11 protein-coding genes are annotated in these 13,680 nt (G+C 66.2%); 7 read left to right on the top strand and 4 right to left on the bottom strand.

The annotated features are described in order from the left end of the window. Window positions 1-104: 104 nt before the first annotated feature. The 7 genes from AC1DS6_RS04060 (at window position 105) to AC1DS6_RS04030 (ending at window position 8,530) form a co-directional block, all read left to right on the top strand. Window positions 105-1,046, top strand: a complete 942-nt coding sequence (locus AC1DS6_RS04060; RefSeq protein WP_441627872.1) for a LysR family transcriptional regulator — start codon at window positions 105-107, stop codon at window positions 1,044-1,046. A gap of 137 nt (window positions 1,047-1,183) precedes the next feature. Beyond that, on the top strand, window positions 1,184-2,056 hold the full coding sequence (locus AC1DS6_RS04055; protein WP_477102121.1) for a substrate-binding domain-containing protein: 873 nt from the start codon (window positions 1,184-1,186) through the stop codon (window positions 2,054-2,056). 170 nt (window positions 2,057-2,226) lie between these two features. After that, window positions 2,227-2,802 (top strand): TetR/AcrR family transcriptional regulator, encoded by a 576-nt coding sequence (locus AC1DS6_RS04050; RefSeq protein ID WP_477102120.1) that lies wholly within the window; start codon window positions 2,227-2,229, stop codon window positions 2,800-2,802. Window positions 2,803-2,927: 125 nt separating this feature from the next. After that, window positions 2,928-4,841 carry a squalene--hopene cyclase gene (shc, locus tag AC1DS6_RS04045; protein WP_477102146.1) on the top strand — a complete coding sequence of 638 codons (1,914 nt, stop codon included), beginning with the start codon at window positions 2,928-2,930 and terminating at the stop codon, window positions 4,839-4,841. A gap of 705 nt (window positions 4,842-5,546) precedes the next feature. Beyond that, a complete protein-coding gene (locus AC1DS6_RS04040) occupies window positions 5,547-6,782 on the top strand; it encodes an esterase/lipase family protein (protein ID WP_441627866.1) in 1,236 nt (411 codons plus the stop codon). Further along, complete coding sequence (locus tag AC1DS6_RS04035; protein WP_441627864.1) at window positions 6,783-7,427, top strand: hypothetical protein; 645 nt, start codon at window positions 6,783-6,785, stop codon at window positions 7,425-7,427. A 98-nt stretch (window positions 7,428-7,525) separates the two neighbouring features. Beyond that, window positions 7,526-8,530 carry a T6SS immunity protein Tli4 family protein gene (locus AC1DS6_RS04030; RefSeq protein WP_441627862.1) on the top strand — a complete coding sequence of 335 codons (1,005 nt, stop codon included), beginning with the start codon at window positions 7,526-7,528 and terminating at the stop codon, window positions 8,528-8,530. Window positions 8,531-9,206: 676 nt separating this feature from the next. Here the strand turns inward: AC1DS6_RS04030 and AC1DS6_RS04025 are convergent. The 4 genes from AC1DS6_RS04025 to AC1DS6_RS04010 all read right to left on the bottom strand — a co-directional run bounded on the left by AC1DS6_RS04025 (window position 9,207) and on the right by AC1DS6_RS04010 (window position 13,676). After that, window positions 9,207-9,668 (bottom strand): hypothetical protein, encoded by a 462-nt coding sequence (locus AC1DS6_RS04025; protein WP_477102119.1) that lies wholly within the window; start codon window positions 9,666-9,668, stop codon window positions 9,207-9,209. Between the two features lie 244 nt (window positions 9,669-9,912). Beyond that, on the bottom strand, window positions 9,913-11,397 hold the full coding sequence (locus tag AC1DS6_RS04020) for an FAD/NAD(P)-binding protein (protein ID WP_477102118.1): 1,485 nt from the start codon (window positions 11,395-11,397) through the stop codon (window positions 9,913-9,915). A gap of 7 nt (window positions 11,398-11,404) precedes the next feature. After that, window positions 11,405-12,694 carry an acyl-CoA dehydrogenase family protein gene (locus AC1DS6_RS04015; RefSeq protein WP_477102117.1) on the bottom strand — a complete coding sequence of 430 codons (1,290 nt, stop codon included), beginning with the start codon at window positions 12,692-12,694 and terminating at the stop codon, window positions 11,405-11,407. A 28-nt stretch (window positions 12,695-12,722) separates the two neighbouring features. Continuing rightward, window positions 12,723-13,676: a substrate-binding periplasmic protein gene (locus AC1DS6_RS04010; protein WP_477102116.1), complete on the bottom strand. Its 954-nt coding sequence runs from the start codon at window positions 13,674-13,676 to the stop codon at window positions 12,723-12,725. Between the last annotated feature and the right edge of the window lie 4 nt (window positions 13,677-13,680).

The raw sequence follows: 13,680 nt of genomic DNA, 5'->3' as shown, positions 1-13,680 counted from the left end.
GCGGGGCGCTTTGATCGGTACTGCGCATCAATGCCCTGACGCTGGCCGTATTGCCGCCATCCTGTCCTTCCCCTCTTGTTTTCATTGCCGCAGCCTGGAAAACCATGCAACACATCAGATTCGACCTCGGCGACCTGCAGGCCATGGTGGCGGTGGTCGAGCAAGGCGGCTTTCGCGCGGCGGCCGAAGCCCTCAACCTGTCGCAGCCGGCGCTGTCGCGCCGCATCGAGAAACTGGAGGAAGCGCTTAACGTCAAGTTGTTCGAGCGCACTACGCGCCGCGTCACCCTGACTGTGGTTGGGCGGGAGTTTGTCGGCAAGGCGCGTGCGGTGCTGACGGAAGTGGAGACTTCGCTACTTGGCATCGGCGATGCCGCCACGGCTCGCGCCGGCGAAGTGACCATTGCCTGCGTGCCCTCGGCCGCGCACTATTTCCTGCCGGCGGTGATCGGGCGTTTTCGTGCGCAGTATCCGAATGTCCGCGTCAAGATGGTGGACGAAGGGGCTAACGTCGTGCTGCATAGCGTGGCCAGCGGCGAGGCGGATTTCGGCCTGAACTTTATCGGCACGCAGGAAGCCGATCTGCTGTTCGAGCCGTTGCTGCGCGATCCGTTCGTGCTGGCCTGCCGCCGCGACCATCCGCTGGCGCGGCGGCGCTCGGTGAAATGGGCCGAACTGGCCGGGCACACGCTGGTGGCCCTGGCCAAGTCCAGCGGCAACCGCCTGATGCTGGATCTCGCCCTGGCGGAGGCGCCGCGGCGGCCGGCCGCCTTCTACGAGGTACGCCACGTCAGCAGCGTGCTGGCGCTGGTGGAGGCCGGCCTTGGCGTGGCAGCGGTGCCGCGGCTGGCGCTGCCCGATGGCGACCGCTCCGGGCTGGCCGCCGTGCCCCTGCGCGAGCCCGCGGTCTCCCGCATGCTGGGGATCCTGCGGCGCCGGGGGCGCATGCTGTCGCCGCATGCGCAGGCGTTGTACGAAATGGTCGCGCAGGCGGTGCCAGCGCGGGGCCGGGCGCGGTCATTGATGCGTGAAAGCGATCAAAGCTGAAAAAGATTGCATTATCGCGGCGCGCGGCGCGTGCATAGAATGGGCTGCCTGCCCTCGGAGACCGATGCGGGCAGGACTTTTGTCTTTTGTCTTTTGTCTGTTCCCATTTCCCATTTCAATGCCCATCGAGAGCGCATATGCCCATATCGTCCGCCGCAGTGCCCAGCCCCGTCGTCACCTCCCTCCGCAGTCGTCCTTCGAACTCCCATGATTCCCGCAAGCGGCCGTTGCTGGCGCTGGTGCTGGCCGGCGTGGCCAGCCTTGCGCTGGGCGCTGGCAATGCACTGGCCGAGGAGGTCAAGGTCATGAACTCGGGCGGCTTCACCGCAGCCTACAAGGCACTCGGACCCGGCTTCGAGAAGTCCACGGGCAATACCTTGTCAACCGCGTGGGGCCCGTCGATGGGCAAGTCCTCCGAGGCGATTCCCAACCGGCTCGCGCGCGGCGAGCATGCCGACGTGGTGATCATGGTTGGCTACGCGCTGGATGAGCTGATCCGGCAAGGCAAGGTGGTGCCGGATAGCCGGGTAGCCCTGGCCGATTCGCGCATCGGCCTGTCGGTGCGGGCTGGCGCGCCAAAGCCGGATATCAGCACCGTCGATGCGTTCCGCAAGACGTTGCTGGAGGCGCGCTCCATTGCCTATTCCGATAGCGCCAGCGGCGTGTATGTCGAGAAGGAGATGTTCAAGAAGCTGGGGATCGAGGAACAGGTCAAGGGGCGCGCGCATAGGATTGAGAAGACCCCCGTGGGTAGCGTGGTGGCGCAGGGCGATTATGAGGTCGGCTTGCAGCAGGTCAGCGAGTTGCTGCCGGTGGCGGGTGCCACGTTTGTCGGGAAGATTCCGGAGGCGGTGCAGCAGGTGACCAGCTTTGCGGCGGGTGTGCCGGTGGGCGCGGAGCATCCGGAGGCCGGGCGGGCGTTGATTCGGTATCTGGCTTCGCCTGCGGCAAGAGAGGAGATCGAGAGGAGCGGGATGGATGCGGTTGTGGGGGATAAGCGGGGGCAGTGAGAGGGGCGAGGCGCTGGTTGCGCGCTCGCGCTGGCGCTAGCCCTGGCAAGCCGGGGCCGCGGCGACGCGGCTCCTGCGTGTCTGCCGCAGCGGGTTGCTGGCGCGCGGCGTGCCACCCCGTAGCGCATCCTGTCGCCAAACAATCCGTCTGGCTGGTATGATCCGCCTCCATGACACAAGCACACCGCCGAAAGAAGCAGCCCGACGTGCTGCGCCCGCAGCTATTGCATTCCGCGGCCCAGCTCGCCCTCGAATCCGGCCTGCGCGCCGTGACGCTGGATGCGGTGGCGGCGCGTGCCGGTGTCAGCAAGGGCGGATTGCAGCATCATTTCCGCAATAAGCAGGCGCTGCTGGACGCGCTCTTCGACGACGCGGTTGAGACCTTCAACGCCGATGTGGCCGCCGCGATCGCCAGCGACACGCAGGCCGAGGGCCGCGCGGCGCGGGCCTATATGCGGGCGACGCTGCAGGAAGAGAGGAAAGAGGACGCCGCCAGCTATCTGCACCTGTTGTTGGCGCTGATGCTGACCGATGCAGATACGCGCGATCGCTGGGCGCCACGCATCGCCGAAATCGCACGCCCCGATCCGCTGCCCGCGGCAGATGCGGCGAGGCTGATGATTTGCCGCCTGGCCGCTGACGGGCTGTGGCTCGCCGACCTGCTGGGCAGCCAGTCGATGGAACCCGGGCTGAGGGCGGAAGTCCTGCGCCAGCTGGACCAGATGACGCGGCGCCAGCCGCAATGAACGCACGATCGAATTTCCAATTGAATACCCAACCGAATACCCAGCCAAAGGCTCAACCTGGCACCTGGCATGACGCCGGCGCACCCAAGCAGGAAACGCCCGCCACGCCGGGCGCCGGCGCGGACCTGCACCGGGCCATCGACGCGGCCCGCGAGGCCCTGCTAAGCCACCAGCATCGCGACGGACACTGGTGCTTCGAGCTAGAGTCGGACGCCACCATCACCGCGGAGTACATCCTGATGATGCACTTCGTGGACGAAATCGACGCCGAATTGCAGGCGGCGATGGCGGTCTACCTGCGAAGCATCCAGAGGCTAGACCGTCATGGTGGCTGGGACCAGTATCACGGCGGCGCGCTCGACGTGTCATGCAGCGTCAAGGCCTACTACGCGCTGAAGGCGGCGGGCGACGACCCTGAGGCCCCGCACATGGCCCAGGCCCGCCGCGCCATCCTGGCGCAGGGCGGGGCCGCCAAGGCCAATGTGTTCACCCGCATCCTCCTGGCCACGTTCGAGCAGGTGCCCTGGCGCGCCACCCCCTTCGTGCCGGTCGAGCTGATCCTGTTCCCTCGCTGGGCGCCTGTGCATCTGGACAAGATGGCCTACTGGGCGCGCTCCACGCTGGTACCGCTGACGGTGCTGTGCTCGATGCGGGCCAAGGCCGCCAATCCGCACCGTGTCGGGGTCAGCGAACTGTTCGTCACGCCGCCCGAGCGCGAGCGGCACTATTTCTCCCGCGAAGGCCTGATGCGCAAGGCCTTCCTGGTGGTCGACAAGCTGGCACGCGCGATCGAGCCGCTGATTCCCTCCTCGGTGCGCCGGCGGGCCGTTGCCCGGGCGCAAGCCTGGTGCGTGGAGCGCATGAACGGCGAGGATGGCCTGGGCGGCATCTTTCCGCCGATGGTGTACTGGTACGAGATGATGGCGCTGCTCGGCGTGCCGAAGACGGATCCGGCCCGCGCTACCTGCCTGGCCGCCATCCGCAAGCTCGTGGTGCGCCGCGCCGACGGCTCGGCCTATTGCCAGCCCTGCCTGTCGCCGGTGTGGGATACCGCCTGGAGCATCATGTCCTTGCAGCACGCCGGCACCGACGCGCGCACGCAGGAGGCGGTGCAGCGCGCCTACGACTGGCTGGAAGCGCGGCAGGTGCGAGACCTGCGCGGCGATTGGGGCAAGCACGTGCCGGCCTCGGTGCAGCCCGGCGGCTGGGCGTTCCAGTACGCCAACGCCTATTACCCTGACATCGACGACAGCGCCGTGGTGGCCGCCATGCTTGCCGTGCACGCGCGCCGGATCGGCCAGCCCGAACGCTACCAGGACGCGGTCGCGAGCGCCGTGAAATGGATGGTGGGCCTGCAATCGCGCAATGGCGGATTTGGCGCCTTCGATGCCAACTGCGATCGCGAGTACCTGAACCGTATCCCCTTCGCCGACCATGGCGCCCTGCTGGATCCGCCCACCGAGGACGTTTCCGGCCGCGTGCTGCTATGCATCGGCCTGAGCGGAAACCGCGAAACGCACGCCGCCGCCGTCGAGCGCTGCGTGGCCTATCTGCGCCGCACGCAGCGCGCCGACGGCGCCTGGTGGGGACGCTGGGGCAGCAATTACATCTATGGCACGTGGAGTGTGCTGGCGGGCCTGGCGCTGGTGGGCGAGGACGTGCGCCAGCCCTATGTCCGCAAGGCAGTCGACTGGCTGCTACGCTGCCAGCACGCCGACGGCGGATGGGGCGAGACCAACGACAGCTACTTCGACCACTCGCTGGCGGGCACCAATGGGGGCGAGAGCACGCCCAACTGCACCGCCTGGGCGCTGCTGGCCCTCTTCGCCGTGGGCGAGGTGGATACGCCCACAGTGCGCAGGGGCATCGCTTACCTCCTGGGCTGCCAGACTGGCAGCGGCCTTTGGCAGCATCCGTCGCACAATGCGCCGGGCTTCCCCCGCATCTACTACCTGAAGTACCACGGCTACACCGCCTACTTCCCGCTGTGGGCGCTGACGCGCTACCGTCAGCTGACAAGGCGCCCGGCGGCGAAGTAGGGCCCGGGGCGGCCCATACGCTCTGGCACACCGCTACGGCCCGCTTCGCAGCGCGGGCCGGCGTGCCCCCCTTGGGAGCGCTCCACACGGCTGCAGCCGGGGAGCCGCGTGCTCGCATTTCCCGACTTGCCAGTCCCCAATACCCACCAACTACACGACGTTGAGCCGCCACGCCCAGGGGCTAGTGGGCAGTACCGGCGTGCATTGAATAGGCAATGCTACCACCGCCGCTCGATCAACGATCAATAAGGTATTCCGCCGCGCTTAATAGCACGGAGACCTGCCGAGATATATAGGACTAGTACGAATTTAATTTAAAAGTACTATTTTGTTTAAAAATTGTAAAAAAGGAATTTATGGCATAAGGAAAGCCGTTTAGAGTCCTGCGTCAAGTTCGATCACGCTGACAATGGAGCGAAGACCATGACGGATCCTGTTGAACAACGGAACGCATACGGCGGTGCGCGCTGGGCGTACTTGCTGGAGGTGGCTGGCGGTAGCCTGTGCTGCTCCGTCCCTTGGCGGATCAAGTGGGGCACAGATCGTTCTCGTTGGCCAGGGAAAGCACATCCATTGCGCGATATTGACGTGGACGAGCCATCAAGACATGGCGCGCTGATCTCCGGGTGGAGGATCGTGTGATGGGCCCCGTATTGGCACGTCATTCCAACGCTTCGCAAACCAGGCAGACTCATGAGTAGCCCTATGAGCAGCAGCACACCTGACGTAAATCCGCTCGCACAAGACAATCAAAACGCAACGGTCCCCGACACCGGACACGGAAGTGATGACGTTGTCCGGCTTGCCAGTGGATTCGACCCGGATGGCGTGGCCTCCGCACGCGCAGTGCTCACGCCAGATAGTGACCAGCGTTGCAAGGAAATAAGCTTTGATCCGCGTTCGCCCATTCCGGTCATCTTCCTGCCTGGCGTGATGGGCTCGCTACTGGCCAACAAGGACACCGGTGAAGAAGTGTGGTACCCGCCCAACATGGATGGCGTGGTTTCGGGCATTTCGGGTGCGATTTCTGTCATTGCAGGCTGGTTCGCCAGCGCCGCCGGGCGCGCGAGACGCTTCGACCCCGTACCGGCCGTGGTTGATCCCCGCGGTCCAGTCAAAGTAGGTAACAGCGGCTTGAGCGAGAAGGAGGCGAGGCGGCGCGGCTGGAGCACGGTGCACCGCTGGAGTTATCAGGCCACGCTGGCCTGGCTGGAGTACACACTCAACCACCCCATGCTCGATGGCAAGCTCCACGGCGAATGGGCACACGGTGATGCAGAGGGCGAGAAGGCCGCGCTGAAAGCCGTGCTTGGCACGCACCCATCCGATTACGGCGCCTATGGTCCTGGCGGACCGATTGACGCGTGCTCCGACGTGTTCAAGTCACTAATCAACTATCGCTATCCCGTCTACGCCATTGGCTACAACTTTCTGCAGTCGAATCAGGTCTCAGGCCAGCAAGTGCTGGACGGCATGGATTTCAAGGATCCCGAGAGCCAGGAGGTCACGCGCATCATGGGCATCCGGGAGATCTGCCGGGAAAACCGGACGGACAAGGCCATCATCATCACGCACTCGATGGGCGGCCTAGTGGCGCGCATGGCCTCGCAACTTTGCGGCGGCGCCAACGACATGCTCGGCGTGATCCACGGCGCGCAACCTGCCACCGGGGCGCCGCTGTTTGCCAAACGGTTCCGCACGGGGGGAGAGGATTTCATCAACAAGAGCCTGATGGGCCGCTGCGCGGCCGAGTTCGTGGCGATTGCCAGTAACGCGGAAGGTCCGATGGAGTTGTCGCCGATGCCGGATTACCACGATCGCAAGCCGTGGTGGATCTTTGTGGATAAGGCCGGCGAAGTACGTATGGCCTTGCCCAAGCAAAGCGCACTGGACGAGCTCTACATCAACGACGCGTGGTACGGGTTGTTGCCCGATAGTTAGTTGTTAGATCCGGCAGGGATTGTGAAGAAGCGCCTGGAAGAGGAAATGGATTCTTCCACTGTGCATGAACACTTTAAAAAAATGATGAGTAATGTAGTGGATCGGCAAAAGGAGCTGATGAACAACTACCACGCCAACACCTATGCGCTGTACGGAGACGGCGCGCTCGATCCACAACGCTCCGATGGCACGCATGAGCCTGACAAGCTGGAATTCAGTGAACCGGCGAAAAACCTGCAAACCTGGGGCAGGGTGGTGTGGCGGGGCGACCTTCCCGAAGGTGTCGGGGAAGCTGAGCTAAGAGCCGCTAAATGGGTGGGCGACGATCAGCACGGCGTACTCAGGATCGTGGTCGGGGGAAGAACTGTCACACTCACCGTGCAACAACAAGCGGTCGCGCCAAAGCCGGGAGAGAAAGACAACGGCATCATCCCAGGCGATGGCACCGTGCCGGCATGGTCTGCCGCAGCGCAAGGCCGTGGGGTGATACCGGATCTGTCGGAAACTAAAGCCACGGGCGTGCAGATGGCCTTTGTGCAAGGTGGCTATGAGCATCAGAAGTGTTTCGATCATCCCTGGACACGCTGGGCCACCCTGTACAGCGTGGCGCAGATTGTGCACAGCACCAAGGTGGCCTCCCAATGAATCCCAATCGGATCAGTTCACGCGTACTGCGCGCGGCCCTCTTCCTGTCGATATGTAGCCTGTCCGCCTGCGTGCGGACGGTTCCCGTGGAGCCCGAAATGACCAACAACCCCTTGCTTGCCGATCCGCGTCCGTGGTGCATTGGCCGACTTGTGATGGATCGCCCTGCTCGTAGCGGACTCAGCTACGAGAAATACGAATACTGGGGCAACAAGATTGATATTGCCAGAGATGTCAGCCCGGGAACGTTCCACTACAGAGTCGATGCGCGCGAAAGCGAGTTGCGAGCCAACAAGCGAATCATGTCCATCCCGCTCACCGATGAAATGATGAGAACGGGGGACAATGGTCTTCATAAGACCGATGCTCCTTGGCTGGAGCAAGCCGTTTCGCCCACACCCAATTCCCGTCTGTTGATTTTCAAAACGAAGGTGAGAGAGGATTACCCTTTCACCGCCGAGGGTTACGTGCTCGCCGGCAGCACGATGCTGACCATGAAGTTCGACGTTCAGCGCAGCAGCGGGATACAGAAGGTCACGCAACGCTCAACCGATGTATACCAAAATATCACTTACCGCGATGACTGGACGGTTCCAACGGAACGCGGCTTTTGCATTCCGGGTGCACTGATCGGCGGGCCTTCGCGCAACAGCGAACTGGCCGAGCAAACCATTGTCCTGCAACCCGGCCGAGCGTCCGCGTTTGTCATCAAGATGCGCGATGCGGTGGATGTGGATCAGCAATCGTCGCTGCTCAAAACCCTGCCCGATCTACGTCGGCAGTTGCGCGCGCAAGGCAGCGTCCAGATTCTGCGCGAAGGCAAGCGCCCGGTCGCGGGCATGGAGGCGGAAGAAGTGCTGTTTTCCATCAAGGAGGGTGGGAGCCAGCTATACCGTTTCTATCTTCTGGCGCCAGGGGTCCACCATTCGATGGCGCAACCGCACACCGAGATCCAGTTGAGGCTGGGAAGTGCACTGACCGATGCTGACAAGGATCGCGGGGTGAAGCCGGAAGAAGTATCTTCGCTCGTCGACGAGGCCGGCGCGATCCAGGCGTGGGATACGCTGCTCAACAGCATGCATTTGCGACCCGGGGCGATGTGATGAGTCGTCACGGAAAACCGGAGTATCGCTTCGATGCTGCCAAGGCTTGCAAACAGCAGTCGATTTAGTACGCAACGCATTCATCAAAGCCGTGAAAACAACATAGCAATGAGGCGTTACGATAACTCAAAGGGTGACTGGACAACAACGGTCGGCAGCAGCGTCGAGGGCCGTGACGCCAACAGGGGAGTGAGGCTTCGCGGCAGCGATTGGTGGAACGTCTTCGGGAGCATCGCGGCTCCACTTCATGCGCCAACCGAGTTTTCAGCGAACAGGGGCTCGCGCCCATGTCACCCGCTTTCGCAGCTTGCCACCCGAGCGGTGACCTGAAGGGGGGCAGGCTACTGCGCTCAACTGGCGTGCGACCGGCCTTTTCTTGGCGGCCGGTCGACGCCTGCACACTAACTCGATACGAATCACGTTGCGGGCATGCCTGCCAATGGCCGCTGGGGTCACGCAGGACTTGGCGTGCCGACTGCAATTGATGCAGTTGAGTTTCTGAGACACGCTGTTCACGATCCGGCGCGGCCAGAAGATGCGCCGCCTCCTCGAACTACCTGCGGATGAGGTTACGCATGGAAGGCGAAAATAGCGCCGGCCCGTTCCCGGGCCGGCAGGAATCCCTTGCTACCTCTATTTCTCAGGGTCTTCGGCCCGAGCCGTGGTTCTCCCCCGGTCAGTCACGCATCGCCGGCATGGCGTTGCCCGTCAGCAGCACCGCCGCTTGTTCACCATACGTGACCACGTAACCGCCGTTGGACGCTTGCCATGCCTGGGCGCCTTGCCGGTCGGCGAACCAGAGTTGCTGGTAGTCGCCGAACTCGCAGAGGTCGAGACGGTAGCGGTCCAGTACCCTGGCGGGGCGGCCGTCGATGTCGCGTTTGCACGCGGCCCAGCCGGCGTAGCCCAGTTCGGCCGCCAGCAGTTGCAGGCAGTGCTTGAGCTGTAGTGTGTGGCGCAGCCGGTAGAGTTCCGCGACGCTTTGCGCGCGTACCTGCTCGCGGTGGATGCGCCGGATTACCGGTAGCGCCTGCATGGCTTCTCCGGCGTGGAGCTGGCGCAACAGCCTGCGTGCATGGCGGCGCAGGAAATCGCTATTGGGAAGGCGGGATGGAGCGTTGAGCGTTGTGAGCCACATGTCATGTCCTTGCAATGCCGTTTCCCGCGGCGGCAAAAAAGGTCAACGTTGTGGTTCTTGCAACGAACTGGCGGTGCCGGGCTGGATCGCTCGGCGCCGTACGGTACGGGCAGGCAGGTGCGCTGGCTTTTGCGGGAGCGGGCGCCCTGCCGGCGCCCGGACGGGATTATATGCCAGCACCGGATGCCTTTGGCAAGCGTTGGCTGAATCAGGCTGCGCATGCCCTTGGCCGGATGCCTGCCGGCTAGGCCGCCTGCGCCTCGGTCTCGGCCGTCAGTCCGAGTTCCTCCACCAGCCGTGCCGCCAGCGCTGCCGCCTGGTTGCGCACGTCGATGATGGTGCCCGACTCCCACAATGCCCCGCGCAGCGGTGCGCCCAGCGTGCTGAGGCCGGGCACGAGGCGGCCGCCGCGATCGAATACGCGGCCGCGCGCGTCGCCGTCGAGGCCGGACCCGGCTGCCGCCGGCCGCACCAGGCCGCGCGCCAGCAGGCTGCGCACCAGGGGCCGGGTGTTGCCTGCGTGCCAGCCGTACTCCGCGCCGGTGCAGTTGATGGCCGCGTCCACAGTGGAGGGCGCGGGCAGCGGGCGCGACAGGTGCAGGGCCACGCGGTGGCTTCTTCCCTCGCTCCCGTGACCGCCACGCTGCCAGCCGCTCGCGGTGTTCCCGTCATCGGCCGGCGCCAGTGCGGTGACGCGGGCGGCGTGTACGTGCAGGCGTCCCTGTGCGCGCACCGCCTCGAATACCGCATGCGTGGGCGGCGCGGCGCGGTGCAGCAGGTTGTCCCAGAAGGGCCGCACATGGCGCAGGAAGCGCTGGCGCTCCGGCACGCTGGCGGCCGCCCACAGCGGGCCGATGTAGGTACGCAGCGCGGGCGGCACGCTTTGCCAGTCGAGGCCTTGCGCCGTCAGTGCAGCGCTTTGCCGGCGCACCCGCCGGACCACGTCGCGCGCGGTGGGCGCGGCCAGCGCTACAGGTCCCGCTGCGGCCAGGAAGTCGTCGCAGGGGCCGGCGTTGTGGCGCAGCCAGGGTACCAGCGCACGCCGGGAGAACGCGTGGTAGGTGCCGGTGAAGCCGAGGCGCTCCAGCGTGGCGACCACGTCGAGCATGGTCAGGCTGGTGCCGATCAGGGCGATCTCGCGTGCGTTCGCGAGCCGGGCCAGTGCTTCGGGCTGCCAGGGGTCCGGCACGTAGCGGCCATCGGCTTCGAGCGCGTCGTCTTGCGCCAGCGCCGGCCGCGCGGGCTGCACGCCAGTGGCCAGCACGATGTGGTCCGTATCCCAGGCGCGGCCGTCGGCGCTGCGCACGCGGTGCGGCACGCCGATGGTCACGTCGGTGATTTCCGCTCGCACATGTTCCAGCGTGGCGTGCCCGGCCGCGCCTGCCAGCGCGCGCGCCAGGGTGTCTTGCAGGTAGTCGCCGTACACGCCGCGCGGAGCGATGGCGTTGTCGGCCTCGGCGGGGGCGGCGTGACCATGGCGCACCAGCCATTGCGAGAAGTCTTCCAGCGCATCGGGGTGAAGGCTGAAGTTCAGCGCGGGCCCGTTGAGGTAGTGCGCCGGGTCTTGCGTGCTGTAGGCCAGCCCGCGCCCCGGCTCGGCACGCGGCTCGAACAGGTGGATGGCGAGCGGTGCGCTGCTGTCGCGCAACAACCGGATGGCGGTCAGGGTGCCGGCCATGCCGCCTCCCACGATGGCGATGCGGCGTGGCTGGGAATCGGGTCGGGTCATGATGGTCTCAGGCGTTGGTGCCGGGCGGGTTGGCGTGCGCCGCGGCGCGCAGCGCCTGCTCGCCGGCGCTCACCAGGATGGCGTCGTTCTGCGGGGTATGGATGCGGCTGCACAGCACGTTGCGGTAATGGCGCTCAAGCGGGTTGCCGCGCGACAAGGCGGGGTTGCCGGCGAGCCTGACCGCAAGCTCGACGGCGGCGATGGCGTTGTCGGTGATGTTGAGCTTGAGCAGGTTGCTGTCCGTGGCGCTGGCCGGCGCGCCGGCATCGGCATCGGCGCTGAAGCGGTCCAGCAGGATGCGGTTGGCCAGCAGCCAGCTGTCGATGCGGCCCACCGCTTCCTGGAAGCGTGGCAGCGTGGCCAGCGGCGCGCCCAGGCTGCCGGGGGCGCGCAGGTTGAGCCACGCGACAAACCAGTCGCTGGCGCTGTGCGCCACGGCGTTGTACAGCGTGCCGAGCAGGGTGGATGTCCACACGGCCCAGGCCGGGTCATGGCGTTCCGCCCAGGCTTCGGGCAGGCGCAGGTCGACCGCATGGGCGGCGGACAGCGGGGTGTTGTCGAAGACCACGTCGTGGCTGCCGGTGGCGCGCATGCCGAGATGGTCCCAGGTAGGCAACACGGTGATGCCGGGCGCGTCGCGCGGCACCAGGAACACACCGGTGCGCGGGCTGGGCTCGTCGGTGCGGCCCCATACGGCCAGCCAGCTTAGCGCCGGGATGCCGGTGGAATAGATCTTGTGGCCCGACAGCAGCCAGCCGTCGCCCTGCCGGCGCGCCACCGTGGCCGGCAGGCCGCCGCGCGCGGGAGAGCCCAGCGCGGGCTCCACGCGCAGGGAATTGATCAGCGCGCCTTGTTCCACCGCGCTGCGTTGCACCTGTTCGCGGATGTCAGCCGGCCATTGCGTGTCCTGCGCCAGGTTGCGATGGCCGAGGATCTGCATCACCAGCACCAGTGCCGTGGACGGATCGCCCGCAGCCACGTGATGGACCACGCGGCGCGCTTCCGCCAGCCCGGCGCCGGCACCGCCGAGCGCGCGCGGCACGGTGAGGTCGAGCAGCCCGAGCTGGTGGAGTTCGGCGATGTTCTCGAAGGCAAAGGTGGCGTCGCGGTCATGCGTGGCGGCGCGTGCGGCAAAGCGCGCGGACAATGCGCGCAAGGCTTCGTCCGTGCGCAGGGGACGCGCCGCGCCGGCCGTACCGGTGGCATCGGGGGTTGGCGCGGCGGGCGTGAAGCCGCTTTCGCGATGCCACTCCGAAATCCGCTGCCGGCTGGTCGTGCCGGTGGGTTTCAAATGCATTCTTGCTCCTGTTTTGTCTGGTGGATGTTCAATGGCAGATCAGCCCGCTCTCGACCAGCATCATGTTGAAGGCGGCGTCGCCGGCGGCTGCATCTCGCAGCCGTGCAAGCCGCCCGTCGCGTTGCCAGCGCGCCAGCCAGTGCTCCAGGTAGCGCGCCGATTGCGCGTCAGGCTGGCGCAGCGTCAGCGTCGCGCCCTCGCCATCGAGCAGCAGCGGCGCCGCCGCGAAGAAGCGCCATTCCGGCAAGCGCATCACGCGCGCGATCAGCGCGGCATCTTCCGCCACCGCCGCGCACTCGCCACGGCGGAACGCCAGCAGCGACTGCAGCGGCGAGGGGTAGCGGCGAAGCCCGGCGCCAGCTCGGGTCAGGAGCGCCTGGAAAGGGCTGCCTTCGCTCACGCAGGCGGTCTTGCCGTCGAGCGCATCGAGCCGGCTTACCGGCGCGAAGCGCAGGGTCAGCAAAGTGCCGCGAGGCGTGCCTGGTGCCCGTACCGAGGCTGCGCGAGGATACGCGCCGTCCGCCGCCGCGCCAAAAGCGAGATCGATAGCGGGGTGCTCGTTGCCGCCGGCGCTGGCTACCGGCAAATGCCGCAGCCTGACCGGGACGCCCAGTGCACGGCCCAGTTCCGCGGCCAGCCCGGCTTCACCCGGATCGGGTTTTGCCACCAGCGGCCGGCCCGGCGGCGTCGGGCGCGGATACACATGCACGCCCACCACCAGTTCGCCACGCGCCTGGGCTTGGCGCAGCAGGGGACCGGGTTCGGCGTGCGATTGCCACGGCGTGCCGGCGAAGAGCCAAAGCGGCAGGGCGATCGCGCAAGCCGCCAGGGCGATCACGCCCGCCATGCGCCTTGTCGCCGCCGGGATGCCAGAGGGCAAGCGCGGCAGGGTACGCGTACGCATGCCGTCCGCCATGCCGCCTGGTAGCGGGTCGGGCCCCAGCCACCAGGTGCCGTGCAGATGCCAGAGCTCATCGGGCATGGCC

This window comes from Cupriavidus sp. 05L310, assembly GCF_056398185.1.
The sequence above is the reverse complement of the archived record's forward strand: the minus strand, read 5'-3'. Positions and strand labels throughout refer to the sequence as shown.

Coding starts and splice junctions, on each gene's coding strand:
- AC1DS6_RS04060 (WP_441627872.1), top strand. CDS start 105: ATGCAACACATCAGATTCGACCTCGGCGACCTGCAGGCCATGGTGGCG.
- AC1DS6_RS04055 (WP_477102121.1), top strand. CDS start 1,184: ATGCCCATATCGTCCGCCGCAGTGCCCAGCCCCGTCGTCACCTCCCTC.
- AC1DS6_RS04050 (WP_477102120.1), top strand. CDS start 2,227: ATGACACAAGCACACCGCCGAAAGAAGCAGCCCGACGTGCTGCGCCCG.
- AC1DS6_RS04040 (WP_441627866.1), top strand. CDS start 5,547: ATGAGCAGCAGCACACCTGACGTAAATCCGCTCGCACAAGACAATCAA.
- AC1DS6_RS04030 (WP_441627862.1), top strand. CDS start 7,526: ATGACCAACAACCCCTTGCTTGCCGATCCGCGTCCGTGGTGCATTGGC.
- AC1DS6_RS04025 (WP_477102119.1), bottom strand. CDS start 9,668: ATGTGGCTCACAACGCTCAACGCTCCATCCCGCCTTCCCAATAGCGAT.
- AC1DS6_RS04020 (WP_477102118.1), bottom strand. CDS start 11,397: ATGACCCGACCCGATTCCCAGCCACGCCGCATCGCCATCGTGGGAGGC.
- AC1DS6_RS04015 (WP_477102117.1), bottom strand. CDS start 12,694: ATGCATTTGAAACCCACCGGCACGACCAGCCGGCAGCGGATTTCGGAG.
- AC1DS6_RS04010 (WP_477102116.1), bottom strand. CDS start 13,676: ATGCCCGATGAGCTCTGGCATCTGCACGGCACCTGGTGGCTGGGGCCC.